The sequence below is a fragment of the Corallococcus exercitus genome (assembly GCF_042231735.1).
In the GTDB taxonomy this organism is placed as follows: domain Bacteria; phylum Myxococcota; class Myxococcia; order Myxococcales; family Myxococcaceae; genus Corallococcus; species Corallococcus exercitus_B.
The window spans coordinates 1,246,193-1,262,091 of the sequence record NZ_CP102577.1 but is presented as its reverse complement, the minus strand read 5'-3'; the positions used below and the strand labels follow the sequence as shown (position 1 = coordinate 1,262,091).

Annotated in this window: 13 protein-coding genes; 5 read left to right on the top strand and 8 right to left on the bottom strand. The window is 71.0% G+C overall.

What is annotated here, in order from left to right:
- Positions 1-25 precede the first annotated feature (25 nt).
- The 5 genes from NR792_RS04800 to NR792_RS04780 all read left to right on the top strand — a co-directional run bounded on the left by NR792_RS04800 (position 26) and on the right by NR792_RS04780 (position 5,176).
- Positions 26-457 (top strand): hypothetical protein, encoded by a 432-nt coding sequence (locus NR792_RS04800; RefSeq protein WP_375758882.1) that lies wholly within the window; start codon positions 26-28, stop codon positions 455-457.
- A 108-nt stretch (positions 458-565) separates the two neighbouring features.
- A complete protein-coding gene (gene hutU, locus NR792_RS04795) occupies positions 566-2,221 on the top strand; it encodes a urocanate hydratase (RefSeq protein ID WP_375758881.1) in 1,656 nt (551 codons plus the stop codon).
- Between the two features lie 10 nt (positions 2,222-2,231).
- A complete protein-coding gene (locus NR792_RS04790) occupies positions 2,232-2,951 on the top strand; it encodes a hypothetical protein (RefSeq protein WP_375758880.1) in 720 nt (239 codons plus the stop codon).
- A gap of 2 nt (positions 2,952-2,953) precedes the next feature.
- A complete protein-coding gene (hutI, locus tag NR792_RS04785; RefSeq protein WP_375758879.1) occupies positions 2,954-4,219 on the top strand; it encodes an imidazolonepropionase in 1,266 nt (421 codons plus the stop codon).
- A gap of 87 nt (positions 4,220-4,306) precedes the next feature.
- On the top strand, positions 4,307-5,176 hold the full coding sequence (locus NR792_RS04780) for a class II glutamine amidotransferase (protein WP_375758878.1): 870 nt from the start codon (positions 4,307-4,309) through the stop codon (positions 5,174-5,176).
- Position 5,177: 1 nt separating this feature from the next.
- On the opposite strand, the gene tsaE is transcribed toward NR792_RS04780, so the two are convergent.
- The 8 genes from tsaE to NR792_RS04740 all read right to left on the bottom strand — a co-directional run bounded on the left by tsaE (position 5,178) and on the right by NR792_RS04740 (position 15,664).
- Positions 5,178-5,666 (bottom strand): tRNA (adenosine(37)-N6)-threonylcarbamoyltransferase complex ATPase subunit type 1 TsaE, encoded by a 489-nt coding sequence (gene tsaE / locus NR792_RS04775; protein ID WP_375758877.1) that lies wholly within the window; start codon positions 5,664-5,666, stop codon positions 5,178-5,180.
- Positions 5,663-7,195, bottom strand: a complete 1,533-nt coding sequence (locus NR792_RS04770) for an NAD(P)H-hydrate dehydratase (protein WP_375758876.1) — start codon at positions 7,193-7,195, stop codon at positions 5,663-5,665. Before NR792_RS04770 ends, tsaE begins: the two co-directional genes overlap by 4 nt.
- A gap of 14 nt (positions 7,196-7,209) precedes the next feature.
- Entirely contained in the window at positions 7,210-7,584 is a 375-nt protein-coding gene (locus tag NR792_RS04765) for a holo-ACP synthase (RefSeq protein WP_120588133.1), read from the bottom strand.
- Positions 7,585-7,590: 6 nt separating this feature from the next.
- Positions 7,591-8,316: a pyridoxine 5'-phosphate synthase gene (locus NR792_RS04760; RefSeq protein WP_120603339.1), complete on the bottom strand. Its 726-nt coding sequence runs from the start codon at positions 8,314-8,316 to the stop codon at positions 7,591-7,593.
- Positions 8,317-8,417: 101 nt separating this feature from the next.
- Entirely contained in the window at positions 8,418-9,812 is a 1,395-nt protein-coding gene (glmM, locus tag NR792_RS04755) for a phosphoglucosamine mutase (RefSeq protein ID WP_375758875.1), read from the bottom strand.
- 164 nt (positions 9,813-9,976) lie between these two features.
- Entirely contained in the window at positions 9,977-11,200 is a 1,224-nt protein-coding gene (gene folP, locus NR792_RS04750) for a dihydropteroate synthase (protein ID WP_375758874.1), read from the bottom strand.
- A 150-nt stretch (positions 11,201-11,350) separates the two neighbouring features.
- Entirely contained in the window at positions 11,351-13,360 is a 2,010-nt protein-coding gene (locus NR792_RS04745; RefSeq protein ID WP_375758873.1) for a DNRLRE domain-containing protein, read from the bottom strand.
- Positions 13,361-13,660: 300 nt separating this feature from the next.
- Complete coding sequence (locus NR792_RS04740; protein WP_375758872.1) at positions 13,661-15,664, bottom strand: DNRLRE domain-containing protein; 2,004 nt, start codon at positions 15,662-15,664, stop codon at positions 13,661-13,663.
- Positions 15,665-15,899 lie beyond the last annotated feature (235 nt).

Genomic DNA, 15,899 nt, shown 5'->3' with positions numbered 1-15,899 from the left:
TACCCCCGCAGCAGGAGGCACCCCCATGAAGGCCTTCCGTTCCGCCATCGTCGCCGCGCTGTTCCTGTCCCTCCCCGCCCTGGCCGCCCCGGTGGTCCACAGCATCTGGTCCAGCAACGGCCTCTACGTCTTCGACAACACCGGCCGCTACAACGTGACCAGCTCCAACACGGTCGTCAGCTGGAACCAGTCCACGAACACCGCGTTCGTCAACTTCCACGGGTTCGCGGGCGGCAACGAGTACGACTTCGAGCTGGTGGGCTCGCCCGCCATCTCCACCAGCGTGGACGACATCAGCGGCCTCTGGAACATCCGCCGCAACGGCGCGTTCATCTGCACCGGCTGCTCGGGCACCGCGTACGGCCTGAGCCTGCCCGTGGGCAACTACTTCAAGTTCTACGACTCCACCAACGTGTTCCACTTCAGCGCCTACATCGACGCGCGCAAGGACTACTGACGCACGGCGTCCAGCAGTCTCCGGAGTGACGCTGGTGCTGCACGCAAGCCCCCCGCGGCCCCGGGGGTTCGGTTAGGGTGGGCGCCCCCTTCTCCAGGAGTCTTCCGCATGTCCCGCATCATCCGCGCCTCTCGCGGCACCACCCTCTCCTGCAAGGGCTGGGTGCAGGAGGCCGCGCTCCGGATGCTGATGAACAACCTCGACCCGGAGGTGGCCGAGCAGCCCGGGGACCTGGTCGTCTACGGCGGCACCGGCAAGGCCGCCCGGGACTGGCCCTCGTTCGACCGCATCGTGTCCAGCCTCCAGAGCCTCACCGACGAGGAGACGCTGCTCGTGCAGTCCGGCAAGCCCGTGGGCATCCTGCGCACGCACCCGGACGCGCCGCGCGTGCTCATCGCCAACTCCAACCTCGTGGGCCACTGGGCCAACTGGGAGCACTTCCACGAGCTGGAGAAGAAGGGCCTGATGATGTACGGCCAGATGACGGCCGGCTCGTGGATCTACATCGGCACGCAGGGCATCCTGCAGGGCACCTACGAGACCTTCGCCGCCGCGGGCCGCTTCCACTTCGGCAACGAGGACCTGGCCGGCCGCCTCATCCTCTCCGGCGGCCTGGGCGGCATGGGCGGCGCGCAGCCCCTGGCCGCGACCATGAACAACGCCGTGTTCCTGGGCGTGGAAATCGATCCGCACCGCGCCCAGCGCCGCGTGGAGACGCGCTACCTGGACGTCGTGGCCAAGGACCTGGATGAGGCGCTGGCCCTGGCGAAGGACGCGCAACAGAAGCGCGTGGGCCGCTCCATCGCCATCATCGGCAACGCGGCGTCGGTGTTCCGGGAGCTGTACCGGCGCGGCATCAAGCCGGACCTCGTGACGGACCAGACGAGCGCGCACGACCCGCTCAACGGCTACATCCCCACGGACCTGTCGCTGGAGGCCGCCGCGGAGCTGCGCAAGCGTGACCCGGAGGGCTACGTGAAGCGCGCCCGCGAGTCGATGATCATGCACGTGCAGGCCATGAACGACTTCCAGGCCGCCGGCAGCCACGTCTTCGACTACGGCAACAACCTGCGCGGCCAGGCGAAGGTGGGCGGCATGCAGAACGCCTTCGAGTTCCCCGGCTTCGTGCCCGCGTACATCCGCCCGCTCTTCTGCGAGGGCCTGGGGCCCTTCCGCTGGGTGGCGCTGTCCGGAGACCCGGAGGACATCCGCCGCACGGACCGCGCGGTGCGCGAGCTCTTCCCCCAGAAGGCGTCGCTCAACCGCTGGCTGGACATGGCTCAGGAGCGCGTGGCGTTCCAGGGCCTGCCCGCGCGCATCTGCTGGCTGGGCTACGGCGAGCGCGCCAAGGCGGGCCTCGCCTTCAACGAGCTGGTCCGCAAGGGCGAGGTGAAGGCGCCCATCGTGATTGGCCGCGACCACCTGGACTGCGGCAGCGTCGCTTCCCCCAACCGCGAGACGGAGGCCATGAGGGACGGCTCGGACGCGGTGGCGGACTGGCCCATCCTCAACGCGCTGGTGAACGCGGTGAACGGCGCGTCGTGGGTGTCGTTCCACCACGGCGGCGGCGTGGGCATGGGCTACTCGCTGCACGCGGGCCAGGTCATCGTCGCGGACGGCACGCCGGAGGCCGCGCGCCGCATCGAGCGCGTGCTCACGTCCGACCCCGGCATGGGCGTGCTGCGCCACGCGGACGCGGGCTACCCGGAGGCCATCGACGTGGCGAAGGAGCGGGGCGTGCGCATCCCCGGCCTCACCGCCTAGAGTGCGCCGGATGCCACGACGCGTCCGAGCCTTCGTGATGACCGCGGTGATGGGTGTGCTCGTCGGCTGCACGCCCACCACCGCCGGGCCCATGGTGATGCGCCTGGGCCCGGGCATGCCCCAGGAGAACTTCTTCCAGCTGGGCCTGCGCGCCGGCCCCCGCCTCAACGCTCCGCAGCTGTCGGAGCGCGGGGAGAACAGCGCGTTCCAGGGCGACGCGAAGCCCTTCCAGAACGACCAATGGGGCATCGACATCGACGGCTCGGTGACGGTGCCCGTGGACGACCGGCTGTCGTGGCACCTGGGCGTGCAGGGCGAGTTCGTCGGCCTGCCCGTGCCCGGCTACGGCGTCTACACCGGGCTGTCGTACTACGTCGGCTCGGAGCGGCTGGGCCTGGCCCCGGCCCTCTCCGTGCGCGGCGCGTCCGACTTCGGCCTGGGGGATACGGACAGCACCAGCAGCCTCTTCGGCGTGGAGGCCACCTGCGCGTTCACCGTGCAGCCGGAGCCCGGCATGTCGCTGGGCCTGGTGCCGTTCTTCAGCGTGCAGCAGTCGCTGGTGAACCCCGGCTCGCAGGTGACGACGCACTTCTACGGCGCCGTGGTGGCGGCGCAGATCAAGTTTGGCGAGACGCGCACGAAGCTGGAGCTGTCCGGCGGCTTCGGCCGGGCGCACTCGGGTGACACGAGCTGGAACGCGCCCGTCATGGGTGCGCGCGGAGGACGGTGAGCATGGAAGCCCTGGACCTGTGGGTGCGCAACACCTCCGAGGTGCTCACCGTGGAGGGCACCCACCGCGAGCCCGCGGAAGCAGCCCTCACCCCGCGCCCGGGAGCGGGCATTGGCGTGAAGGATGGCCGCGTGGCCTGGGTGGGCCCGGAGTCCGGCCTTCCGAAGGGCGCGCTCACGGACGCGACGGAGGTCATCGACGCCGAGGGCGGCTTCGTGGGCCCGGGCTTCGTGGATCCGCACACGCACCTCGTCTTCGCGGGCGAGCGCTCCGCCGAGTTCGACCTGCGCAACCAGGGCGCCACGTATCTTGAAATCGCCAAGGCGGGCGGCGGCATCGTCAACACGGTGAGCGCCACGCGCGCCGCGAGCGAGGAGGAGCTGGCCACGCTCGCCCTGCCCCGCCTGGAGCGGCTGCTCGCGCAGGGCGTGACGACCGCCGAGGTGAAGAGCGGCTACGGCCTGTCGCTCGACGACGAGCTCAAGATGCTGCGCGCGGTGCGCCGCTTGAGCGCGCTGTCACCGCTGGAGCTGGTGCCCACGCTCCTGTGCGCGCATGCGGTGCCCACCGAGTACAAGGACCGCCGCGCCGAGTACCTGGACCTCTGCATCAACGAGATCCTCCCCGCCGTGGCGCGCGAGGGACTGGCGCGCTTCTGCGACGTCTTCACGGAACAGAGCGCCTTCACCGTGGACGAGTCGCGCCGGCTGCTCAACGCAGGCAAGGCGCTGGGCCTCACGCCGCGCCTGCACGCGGATCAGCTCACCGCGTGCGGTGCTTCCGCGCTGGCCGCGGAGGTGGGGGCCGCCAGCGCGGACCACCTGGAGCAGGTGACGGACGAGGGCATCCGCGCGCTCGCCGCCGCGAACGTCACCGCCGTCCTCGTGCCCACCTCCACCCTCTTCCTGCGCATGCGCCCCTACGCGCCCGGCCGGAAGCTGCGCGACGCGGGCGTCAACATTGCTTTGGGTTCCAACGTGAATCCCGGTTCTTCCATGACGGAGAACACGGCGCTGGTGCTGGGGCTCGCCTGCCTGGAGAACGGCCTGTCAGCCGCGGAGGCCTACTGGGCCGCCACCCGAGGGGCCGCGCAATGCTTGGGGTTGCAACGGCAGGGGCGACTGGCCGTGGGTGATGCGGGCGACCTGGTGGTGTTCGCCTGTCGCAGCTACCGGCATCTGCCTTATCATCTGGGTATCAGTCACGCGCGCGTGGTGGTGAAGGGTGGGCGTGTGGTCTTTCGCGCGCGAATGAATCACTGCCCCTGAGTGGATGCCTCTAAACAACAGGCATCGGCCAAGGGGGCAGGTGGAACTTCCCTCGTGGGCCGGCCGTTGTAGAGATCAGCTGCCACCATGTGCCGATTATTTGGATTCAGAAGCGCAGTTCCCGCCGCTGTCCATACCGCCCTGGTGACGGAGAGGAATTCCCTCCTCATCCAGTCACGTGAGCACAAGGACGGCTGGGGTATCGCCACCTACGGTCCGGAGTGCTCTCCGCTCGTCGCGCACGGCGTGGGCCCCGCGCACAGCGACCCTGACTTCGAGCGGGTGTCGAGCCAGGTGTCCGCGCGCACCGTGGTGGCGCACATCCGCCAGGCCAGTGTCGGCGCGGTGGAGCTGCGCAACTCGCACCCGTTCCACTACGGCCGCTGGTCCTTCGTGCACAACGGCACGCTGCGCGAGTTCGCGAAGCACAAGGCCACCGTGGAAGCGCTCATCCACCCGGAGCTGCGCGTCAACATCAAGGGCACCACGGACAGCGAGCGCTGCTTCTACCTGTTCCTGTCGCGGCTGTCTGCGCGCGGGCCGCTCGACGGCACGGTGGGCGTGGAGGCGATGGCGCAGGCGCTCGCGGAGACGATGACGCTGGTGTCCACGCTGACGGACGTGCCGGGAAGCCGCGAGCCGAAGGAGCGCTCCGCGATGAACTTCCTCGTCACGGACGGCGAGGCGATGGTGGCCACGCGCCGCAACCGCACCCTCTTCATCTCCTCCGGCATCGGCGGCTGCCCGGAAGCGCTGCGCGCGCCGCACACGGGCGTGCCGCTCCAGCAGTTCCTCATCGCCAGCGAGTCGCTGTGCGGCGGGCCCCACTGGGTGCCCGTGGATGAAGAGGACGTGGTGGGCGTGGACTCGCGGCTCGTGTTCCACCGCTGGAAGGTGCAGACGCTGGCGGACGGGGTGCTGAACCCGCGGCCGCAAGAGCAGCACCCCGTGGCCTGACTCAGCCCAGCCACGCGTCGAGCAGCGCCGCGGGACGCGCGCCGAAGGCCTCCACGTCGAGGCTCCGCGCGTCCTCGCCCTCATGGCGGAGCGTGACGCGCAGGAAGTCGCGCGGCGCGGCCTGGGGGATGCGGTCCAACCACTCCACCAGCATCGCGTGGTCGCCGCCCACCAGGTCCAGGAACCCGGTGGCGTACAGCTCGTCGTAGTCCGTCAGGCGGTACAGGTCCGCGTGGTACAGCGGGATGCGGCCCTCGTACGGGTACACGATGGCGAAGGTGGGGCTGGCCACCTCGGACTGCGCCACGCCCGCCCCTTCCGCCACGCCGCGCACCAGGTGCGTCTTGCCCGCGCCCAGGTCCCCAATCAGCCCCACGAAGTCCCCGGGCTGGAGCAGCTGGCCCAGCTTCACGCCCAGCCGGTGCGTGTCCTCCGGAGACGGAGACACCAGCCGCCGTGAGCGCGTGGGCCGCGCATCCACGCCGCTCATCGCTCCCACCGCGTCCAGACGTGGCCCAGGCCCATCAAGAGGTCCGTGGCGATGAGGCCCATCAGCCCGCGCTGCTGCGCCATCAGGTCGCCCGCGAGCCCGTGCGCGTAGACGGCCGTCCGCGCGGCCTTGGGCAGCGGGATGCCCTGCGCGAGCAGCGAGCCGCACACGCCCGACAGCACGTCGCCCGTGCCGCCGGTGGCCATGCCCGCGTTGCCGGTGGGGTTGATGTACACGCGCCCGCCGGCCTCCGCGATGAGCGTGCGCGAGCCCTTGAGCACCACCGTGCAGTTGAGCGACGTGGCCAGGTTGAGCGCCACGCCCACGCGGTGCGCCTGCACGTCCTTCGTCGTCCGGCCCCACAGGCGCGCCATCTCCCCCGGGTGCGGCGTGAGCAGCACGGGCCCCTTCGCCCGCCGCAGCACCGTGAGGTCCTCCGCCACCGCGTTGAGCGCGTCCGCGTCCAGCACCGCGGGCACCTCCACCGCCGCCAGCAGGTCCCCAATCAGCGCGCCCGTCTCCGGGCCCCGGGGAATGCCCGGGCCCATCACCAGCGCGTCCTTGCCCTCCAGCGCGGCCTTCAGCGCCTCCAGGTCGCCCTTCCCCAGCGGGCCTTCACCCGGGAGCGCGACGCCCATGATCTCCGGCGAGTGCGCCATCACCCACGGCAGCGCCTCCGCGCGCGTGGCCACCGTGACGAGCCCCGCCCCGCTGCGCAGCGCGGCCAGGGCCACCATCGCCGCGGCGCCCGTCTTGCCCGGGCTGCCCGCCACCACCAGCACGTGGCCGTAGGTGCCCTTGTGCGAATCCGCGCGGCGCTTCGGAATCGCGTCGCGCGCGTCCTTCTCCTCCACGCGGAACAGCTCCGCCCCGGACACCGCGCGCGTGGACTCACCCCCCAGGCCGATGTCCACGCGCCGCACGTCACCGCACAGCGAAGCGCCGGGCTCCAGCTCATGCGCGGGCTTCACGAAGCCGAAGGCCACCGTGACGTCCGCCTCCACGCACGGCGAGAAGGGCTCCGCCGTGTCGCTCTGCAGGCCGGACGGCACGTCCGCGGCCACCACCTTCGCCCCCGCGCGCCGCCACCGCGCCACGGTGCCGATGGCGTCCGCGAAGAGGCCCTCCGGCGCGCGCTTCAGGCCGGTGCCGAAGAGGGCGTCCACCACCACGTCGCCCGGGCCCGCCTCCGGCAGGACCTCGAAGGCGCGCGGCGACTCCCCGAAGCCCTCCAGCGCCTGGAGGTTGCGCTTCGCCTCCGGGGTGAGCTTCCCGGTGTCCCCCACCAGCGACACCACCACGCGGGCGCCTCCCTCCAACAGGAAGCGCGCGGCGACCAGGCCGTCCCCGCCGTTGTTGCCGGGGCCGCACAGCACCGTGAAGCGCCCTCCCGGGCCCGCGAGGCTCCGGGCGGCCTCCGCGAGCGCGCGGCCCGCGTTCTCCATCAACAACCCGGACGGCATCCCGTGTTGGTCCTGGGCGGCCTTCTCGGCCTCACGCATCTGGACGGCGGTGAGCACGCGCTGCATGGCTTCCAACCTCCCTACTTCGTCTGGAGCACCACCGTGGCCGCGGCCACGCCGGCATCATGGGTGAGCGCGAGCATCGCCTCCCACCCCCGCGCTTCCATCACCTCACGGGCCACGCCGGAGAGCACGAAGCGCGGCGGACCGCCCTCGCGCACCACCTCCATGTCCCGCCACTTCACGCCGGGAGGCACGCCCATCGCCTTCACCAGCGCCTCCTTCGCCGCGAACCTCGCCGCGTACGCGCTGGCCGCGTCATGCCGTGGAGCGCAGTAGGCCCGCTCCCCGTCGGTGTACACGCGCGCAAGGAACGCCTCCGCGCGCGGGCCGTCCAGGATGCGCTGGATGCGCTCGATGGAGCAGAGGTCCAACCCCAGGCCGACGATGGGCATGGCCGGCTATCCCGGGTCGCGCATCAGCTCGAGCATCTCGCGCACCGCGCGCTCGAAGCCCACCAGCACCGCGCGCGCCACGATGGCGTGCCCGATGTTGAGCTCGTCGATCTCCTGGATGCGCGCGATGGCCTGCACGTTGTCGTAGTTGAGCCCGTGGCCCGCCGCGACGCCCATGCCCAGCTTGGCGCTCGCCTTGGCCGCGTCCACGATGCGCGCCAGCTCCCGTGCGCGCTCCTTCTCGTTGCGCGCCTCGCAGTAGCGGCCCGTGTGCAATTCAATCCGGTCCGCGTTCACCTTGTGCGACGCGCGCACCTGGTCCAGGTCCGGGTCGATGAACAGCGAGACGGCGATCTCCCCGTCCTTGAGGTTCTTGATGATCTTCGCGATGGACTCGCGCTGGCCCGCCACCTCCAGGCCGCCCTCGGTGGTGAGCTCCTCGCGCCGCTCTGGGACGAGCGTCACCACGTCCGGCTTGTACTCGTAGGCGATCTTCACCATCTCCGCGGTGGCGGCCATCTCTAGATTCAGGAGGGTCTGCACCGTGTCGCGGAGGATGCGCAGGTCCCGGTCCTGGATGTGGCGCCGGTCCTCGCGCAGGTGGATGGTGATCTGCCGGGCGCCGGCCAGCTCCGCCATCGCCGCGGCCGTCACCGGATCCGGATACACGGTGCGCCGCGCCTGCCGCAGCGTCGCCACGTGATCCACGTTGACACCCAGTCGCTGTCCCATCGTCCCGCTCCTTGCGCTGGCGCGGTGCGGGATTGTCCGAAGGCCCTGGCCCGCGCCGGCCCCTCTATTCGTGGCCGGCGTCCGGAAGTCAACCGCTGTCGCTAGCCGTTGAGCGCCTTGGAGAGCGCCTCGACGATTTCGCGGGCGTACGCCTCGTTGCGCGCCGCGTCCTCGCCCTCAATCAGCACGCGGGCCTTGGGCTCCGTGCCGGAGAAGCGCACCAGCACGCGGCCGTTGTTGCCCAGCTTCTGCTCCACGTTCTTGATGGCCTTCATCACCGTGGGCAGCTCGCCCAGCTCGCGCTTCTGCTTCACCACGACGTTGAGCAGCGTCTGCGGCACCGGCTGGAAGATGGAGGCCAGCTCCGACAGCGGCTTCTGCTGGCGGCACATCACGGCCAAAAGCTGCAGCGCCGCGAGCGTGCCGTCGCCCGTGGTGGTGTGGTTGAGGAAGATGAGGTGGCCGCTCTGCTCGCCCCCCAGGCTGTAGCCGTTGCGGCGCATCTCGTCCACGACGTGCCGGTCGCCGACGCGCGTGCGGACCACCTTCACGCCCCACTGCGCCACCGCGCGCTCCAGGCCGATGTTGCTCATCACCGTGGAGACGAGCGTCTTCTTCTTCAGCTCCTTGCGCGCGACGAGCTCACCCGTGCAGATGGCCATGATGGCATCGCCGTCCACGACGTTGCCCTTCTCGTCCACGACGATGAGGCGGTCCGCGTCGCCGTCCAGCGCGATGCCCAGGTGCGCGCCGTGCTTCACCACGGCCTTGGACAGGCCCTCCGGGTGGAGCGCGCCGCACTTGTGGTTGATGTTCTTGCCGTCCGGGGACACGCCCAGCGCGATGACCTTCGCGCCCAGCTCCTCCAGCACCGACGGCGCCGTGCGGTACGCCGCGCCGTTGGCGCAGTCCACCACGATGGTCATCCCCTCCAGCGTCAGCTCGCGGGGGAACGTGGCCTTCAGGTAGACGATGTAGCGGCCGCGCGCGTCGTCCAGGCGGATGGCCCGGCCAATCTTCGTCGCCGTGGGGCGGATGTTGTCGATTTCGCCGCTGGAGACCAGCTCTTCAATCTTGGCTTCCGTCTCATCCGGCAGCTTGAAGCCGTCGCGCCAGAAGAACTTGATGCCGTTGTCCTGGTACGGGTTGTGGGACGCCGAGATGACGGCGCCCGCGTCCGCGCGCATGGACGTGGTGAGGTTGGAGATGCCGGGCGTGGGCAGCGGGCCCACCTGCTCCACGTCGACGCCCATGGAGATGAGGCCGGCGGACAGCGCCTGCTCCAGCATGTAGCCGGACAGTCGCGTGTCCTTGCCCACGATGACGCGGTGGCGGTGCGGACCGTTGCGGATGAGGTACGCCAGGGCGCGCCCGAGCTTCATCGCGACCTCGGCCGTCATCGGATAGACGTTGGCGACGCCGCGGACGCCATCCGTTCCGAACAGCCGCTCCGTCTTCTGCGCTTCCTTGGGGGGCATGTCCATCCTGTACGCCATGTGTGCCGCTCCACCTTTCCCATTGCCGGAAGGGCTCCGGCCACTCGCGTCCGGGGGCTTATACCCCGTCCGGCACGTGGGCCCGAAGCTAGGGATGCGGTGCCACCCAGGCAAGCGCCCGGGCGTGCGGACCTGAACACCCCCGGCGCCAGGGCTTGTCCCCGTCAACCGCCATACAGGTCACCGCCACCCCGGGCCCGCCGGATGGCGTCCGCCACCGCCAGCGCGTCCCGGGCCTCCCCCACGTCGTGCACCCGCACCACGTCCGCGCCGCCCAGGACGGCCATGGCCGCCACGGAGCCCAGGGTGGCCGCCAGGCGCTCCTGGGGGCCCTTGCCGCCCGTCAGCTTCCCGAGGAAGGACTTGCGGCTGGTGCCCACCAGCAAGGGCTGCCCCAGCCCGCGCAGCTCCTCCAGGCGGCGCAGGAGGAAGAGGTTGTGCTCCAGCGTCTTGCCGAACCCGATGCCCGGGTCCAGGAGGATGCGCTCGCGAGGGATGCCCGCCTCGGAGGCCTGGAACATCCCCTCCTCCAGGTAGTCCATCACCTCGCCCACCACGTCGTCGTAGCGGGGGGCCTGCTGCATCGTCTTCGGCATGCCCTGGGTGTGCATCAGGCAACACGCGGCGCCCGCGGCGGCCACCACGCCGGCCAGCGCCGGGTCCGAGTGGAAGCCGGTGACGTCGTTGATGAGGTGGGCCCCGGCCTGGAGCGCTTCCTTCGCGACGGCCGCCTTCATGGTGTCCACGGAGATGGGCACGGTGGAGCGGCGCTTGATGCCCTCCACGACCTTGAGGATGCGCGACAGCTCCTCGTCCACGGACACCGGGAGGGCGCCCGGCCGGGTGGACTCACCGCCCACGTCGACGAGGTCCGCGCCCGCGTCCACCAGCTTCAGCGCGTGCTCCACGGCACTGTCCGCGTCCGGGAGGCTGCCGCCGTCGGAGAAGCTGTCCGGCGTCACGTTCACCACGCCCATGAGGTACGTGCGCGTGCCCCACTCGAACCGGCGCCCGCTCAGGGTCAGCGCCGGCATGGGCGGAGGGGACAGCACCTCCTCCAGCACGCGCGCCAGGCCGTCCGTGCGGGGGGACTTCCTGGCGAGGAAGATGAGCCGGTCGAACTGCTGGCGGCTGCCGGACAGGAGCACCTCGCCGGGGTGGTCCACGTGACCGCCCGGCGTCCACGTGGGCAGCTTCTCGCGCTCCTTGGAGCCGTACGGAGGCACCAGCTCCTCCTCGTAGGAGGGACGGCCCCCGGTGACGAGCACGTGCGCATAGCCCAGCTCGCGCGTCAGGTGTTCGCGGTTGCGGGCGGACAGGTTCAGGCGGCGGAGGACCAGCGACAGGTCGTCGGGACGGTCTCGCGAGATGAGGCGGGCACGCAGCACGTTCAGGTCCCCCGAAGGAAAGGCTTGGGGGCGGCCGCGAACCCAGGTCGACCGGCCCCATCCCCCTGGATAGCAGGAGGCGAGGAACACGGAAAAGGGCCCGGTGCACCCTGTTGAGGGGAACCCCGGGCCCTGGCCTTCAGGAGGACGCTACGGGCTGAACTGGAGCAGGCCCGTCCCTGACATGCCGTACGCGTGGAAGGTGTAGTCATCCACGGTCGTGACGATGTCCTGGAAGTTGAAGCCCACCCGGGTGGCACCCGCGGGCGTCACCGCGAGGGACACGCTCGAGGTGGACAGCCCCAGCAGGCGCGACCAGCGGAAGTCCCCCGTCGGGCCGTGGCTCGCCACGTATTGCAGGAACAGGTACGGAGACAGCCACGGCGTCCCCAGCGTGCCGCCCCCCAGGTTGAAGGAATCCATGGACGCGTTGCCCGCCACCGTGACGTTGCCCGCGGCATCCACCGCCACGTGGCGCACCGAGTCCCCGCTGCCGCCATCAATCACCGTCCGCACCCAGCCGTCGGCGCCGGACGCGGTGAGCGTGCCGTACACGGCGTCGCCCACCACGGTGTCCTCGGGCGTGGGGTCCTCGCTCACGTACAGGACGCCGTTGAAGGTGAAGTCGCCGCTGTAGTCCCCGCCAAAGGCCACGCCACCGGAGGGAAGCACGGCCAGGCCGTTGATGGACCCCCAGCTGCCCCTCAGCGAGCGTGCCCAGGCGCGCGTGCCATCCGGAGCGAAGCGCGCGACGAAGGGCGCGTTCGGGTACGCCCCCTCCCCCGCGAGCGTCGGGGTGCCCGTCTTGCCGCCCAGGTAGATGGTGCCGTCACCCGCGATGGCGAGCGCCCTGGACTTGTCACCCTCCCCCGCCGGGAAGGCCTGGGCCCAGAGGGGATGGCCGTCGTAGTCGAACTTCGCCAGGAAGATGCCGTTCGTCGGATCATTCCCCTGGCTGCTCGGGCCCGCGAAGATCTCACCGGTGCCCAGGTCCATGTAGCCCTGGAAGTAGCCCGTCACCACGAGGCTGCCGTTGGCATCCGTGGCCACCGCGGTGGGCTGGGAGACGGCGCTGTACTCCCGGCCGCCGCTGTCCGGCGGGCGCGTCCGCGCGGCGAAGCCGTGGGCCCACACGGGCGTGCCGCTGGGGGACAGCTTCAAGAGGAACATGCCGCCCATCTTCGTGGGGTCGACGTAGGGCAGCGGGCCGGTGCCGAAGTCAGGCGCGCCATGGTACGTGCCCACCACCAGCACGTTGCCCAGGGGCGTCACGGTCAGCGCGCTCAGGCTCGTCAGCTCACCCGGGGCGTAGGCGCGCGACCACTGATGCCAGCCGGAGTCGTCGTAGCGGGCGACGAAGAGTCCTCCCGGCGCGGGCAGCGTGGGGCCGCCCATGTCCCCCGTGCCCTGATACCAGCCGCCCGCCACGAAGCCGCCCCCTGCGGGCAGGTTGACCAGCGACACCAGCCCGTGGGTGTCCGAGCCTCCCAGCGTCTTCGTCCACTGGAGGCTGGACGCGCCCGTGCCCCGGTAGGTGCACCAGTCGTAGGTCACGGCCGTCTCGACGCGCGGCCGCCGCGCGCTGTTGGACGCCTCCCGCGAGTCGAACTCCACGCCGTCCAGCCCCGCCGCCGTCACCCCCAGGGAGAACCCCTGCCGGTCCGAGGACACGGCGTCCTTCACGTCGAACTCCGCCCAGGTCCCCTCGGTGACGCTCGGCAGTGAAGCCACCGGCACGTCCACCAGGGGCCGGCTGTTCCAGGTGGTGGTCGTCTCCTCCCACGAGGAGCGCATGCGGTGCACGTTGACGCCGGTCGCGGTGTCGCTCCTCGCGAACAGCCGCAGCTTCGCGTGCACGAGCCGGCCGCCGCGCTCTGGCAGGTGGAAGCCCAGGTAGGACTCGTAATTCGCCGGCCCCATGTCCACGGACAGCAGGGACTCCCCGCCGAAGTTCGTGTCCGGCGCGTCCTCCTTCACCGACACGTCCCCGAGCGCGTGCAGCGTGTTCCACACCGTGCGCGTCTGCGGGTGACACGCCGCCGGCAACGCCGCCTCCGCCTGTTGCTCCACCGCCTTCAACGCCCCCGCTTCGTTCGTCTCCTGCCCTTCGGCCATCCCGCCACAGCGTGGCAACAGCGTCACCATTGCAACTGCCGTCAAGCCCCTGACTCCCCACTTCCACCCGGTCATCGTGCTTCTCCCAGCGAGGTCGTCCTCGCGCACACTCGCAGTGCATTCCGGGTGCCAAGGGGCTTCCCCTGGTGGCCCCCGCGGGCAGGGCCTCCCGAGGGAAAACCGTCGCGGGGAAACGTCACGGGGACGCCCAACGCACTCGGCCGGAGTTCACTCCCCGCATGGGATGGGCAGCCCGGAAAAGGCAGCGGGCCCGGCCCCTCCCGCGTGGAAGGACCGGGCCCGAAGCCCCGCGTCAACGCGTCAACGCGTCAGCGCGTCACGCGGCTACGGCGTGAACTGGATGAGGCCCATGTCCGCCTGCCCCGCCGAGACGAACGTCGTGGCGCCCACCGGCGTGGAGCCCTCGAACGTGAACCCCAGCCGGGTGCTGCCGTCCGGGGACACCGCCATGAACGCGCTGGACACCTGCGTCCCCAGCATGCGCGACCAGCGGTGGGCGCCCGTGGGGCTGAAGCTGGCCACGAACCGGAACGGCTCGGTCCGGGGCAGCCCGAACGTGCCCAGCGCTCCGCCGCCGAAATCGAACGTGTCCGCGGACACGCGGCCGTTCACCAGGATGTTGCCCGCGCCATCCACCGCCACCTGCTCGGCCATGTCGCCGCCAGGCTGGGTCGTCAGCACGCGCACCCAGCCCTCGCCGCCGGACGCGGTGAGCGTGCCGAACATGCCGTCATCCGGCCGCACGTCGTGCATGGGGTCGTGGCTCGCATACGTCTGGCCCTTGAAGGTGAACGTCCCGTTGAAGCCGCCCGCGAACGCCACGCCTCCGTCGGGCAGGGCCGCCAGACCACTGACGCGGCCAATGGCCCCATTCAGGCCGTAGCCCCACACCGGCGCGCCGCCCGGCGTGAAGCGCGCCACGAAGGCCGTCCCCACGCGCTTGCCCGGCGTCGCGAGCACGGGGTTGTTGCCGCGGCCTCCCATCAGGATGTTGCCCGCCGCGTCCGTGGTGAGCGCGTTCGCCTCGGTGTACTCGTCCACGGTCTCGAAGGCCTGGGACCACTGGTGGCCGCCGTTGTAGTCGTACTTCACCAGGAAGAGGGACTGGGTCGAATCATCGAGGGACTCGCTCATCGAGCCCGCGTAGAGCTCGCTGCCCCCCAGGTTCGTGTAGCCCTCGAAGTGGCCCGCGACGATGACGCTCCCGTTGGCGTCGGTGGCGACGACGGTGGGGACGACGAAGGAGGGATAGACCTGCCCCTCCTCCCACCCGGGCCGCTTCTCCGCGAGGAAGCCGTGCGACCAGACGGGGTTGCCGGTGGGGGACAGCTTCAGCACGAACATCCCCAGGGCGCCCGTATTGGGATGGACGTACGGCAGCGCGCCGGTGCCCAGGTCCGGGCTGCCCTGGTAGGTGCCCACCACCAGCACGTTGCCCACCGGCGTCACCGTCATCGCCCCCAGGGACACCTGCTGCCCCACCGCGTACGCACGCGACCACTGGTGCTGGGCCGCCGTGTTGAAGCGCGCCACCAGGATGCCCGAGGGCCCCGGCAGCGCCGCGCCGCCCGCCTGCGCCGGGCCTCCGCTGTACGTCCCGCCCAGCACGAAGCCGGAGCCATCCGGCAGGTTGAGCAGCGCGTGGACGCGCTCACTCGCCGCGCCTCCCAGCGTCTTCGTCCAGGCCTGCGAGGGCGTGCTGCTCCCCCGGTACGTGCACCAGTCGTAGCGGTAGACCGTGTCCAGCTGCGGCCGGCGCGAAACGTTGGACGCCTCCAGCGAGGAGAACTCCGCCCCGTCGTCTCCCATTGGGAGGATGCCCAGGTCGAAGGTCCGGCGGCTGGTCACCGCGCCCTTCACCTCCGCCGTCAGCCAGGCGTCATTGGCGACGGAAGCCACGGTGGCCACCGCGGCGCCCTCCGTCGGCCGGGTGTTCCAGGTGACGGCGGGCGGATAGGCGCCTCCCGTCACCGGATGGAACGACACCCCCGTGTTCGTGCCCTGCTTCGCGTACAGCCGCAGCCGCGCCTGGACGAGCTCGCCGCCCTCCCCTTCCTGCTGGAACCGCAGATAGGACTGGTAGCGCGTGGGGGCCGCGTCCACGTACAGCGTGGACTGGGTGCTCATGTTCACATCCGGCTGGTCATTGCGCACCGACGCGTCGCCCACCGGCATCAGCGTCCTCGCGTCCAGATAGCTCCGGGGCTGGCACACGGTGGGCAGCGCCGCCTGCTCCACCGCCATCAGTGCCCCGTCCTGGACCTCGTCCTCCGCCCCCGTCGCTCCACCGCACCGTGGCAGCAACGCCAGCATCGCGAATGCCGCCACACCCTGCGCTCCCCGCTTCCACCCGATCCGCATTGTCGTGTCGTCCCCCACGAGGCCTTCCCAGCCCCGCGGTCCTTTCAAATTGCATCCGTGGTGCCAGCGTGAATCCGCTCGCGGACACCGGAACCGCCCCCCCAGGGAGGCCCTCGCGGTGCCCTGAAGGGGAAGCGGTGCGCGGTGCGAGGGAACGCGGAGGGTGCGGGATGGCGCCGGGCTTTCACTCCGGGCAAAGGAC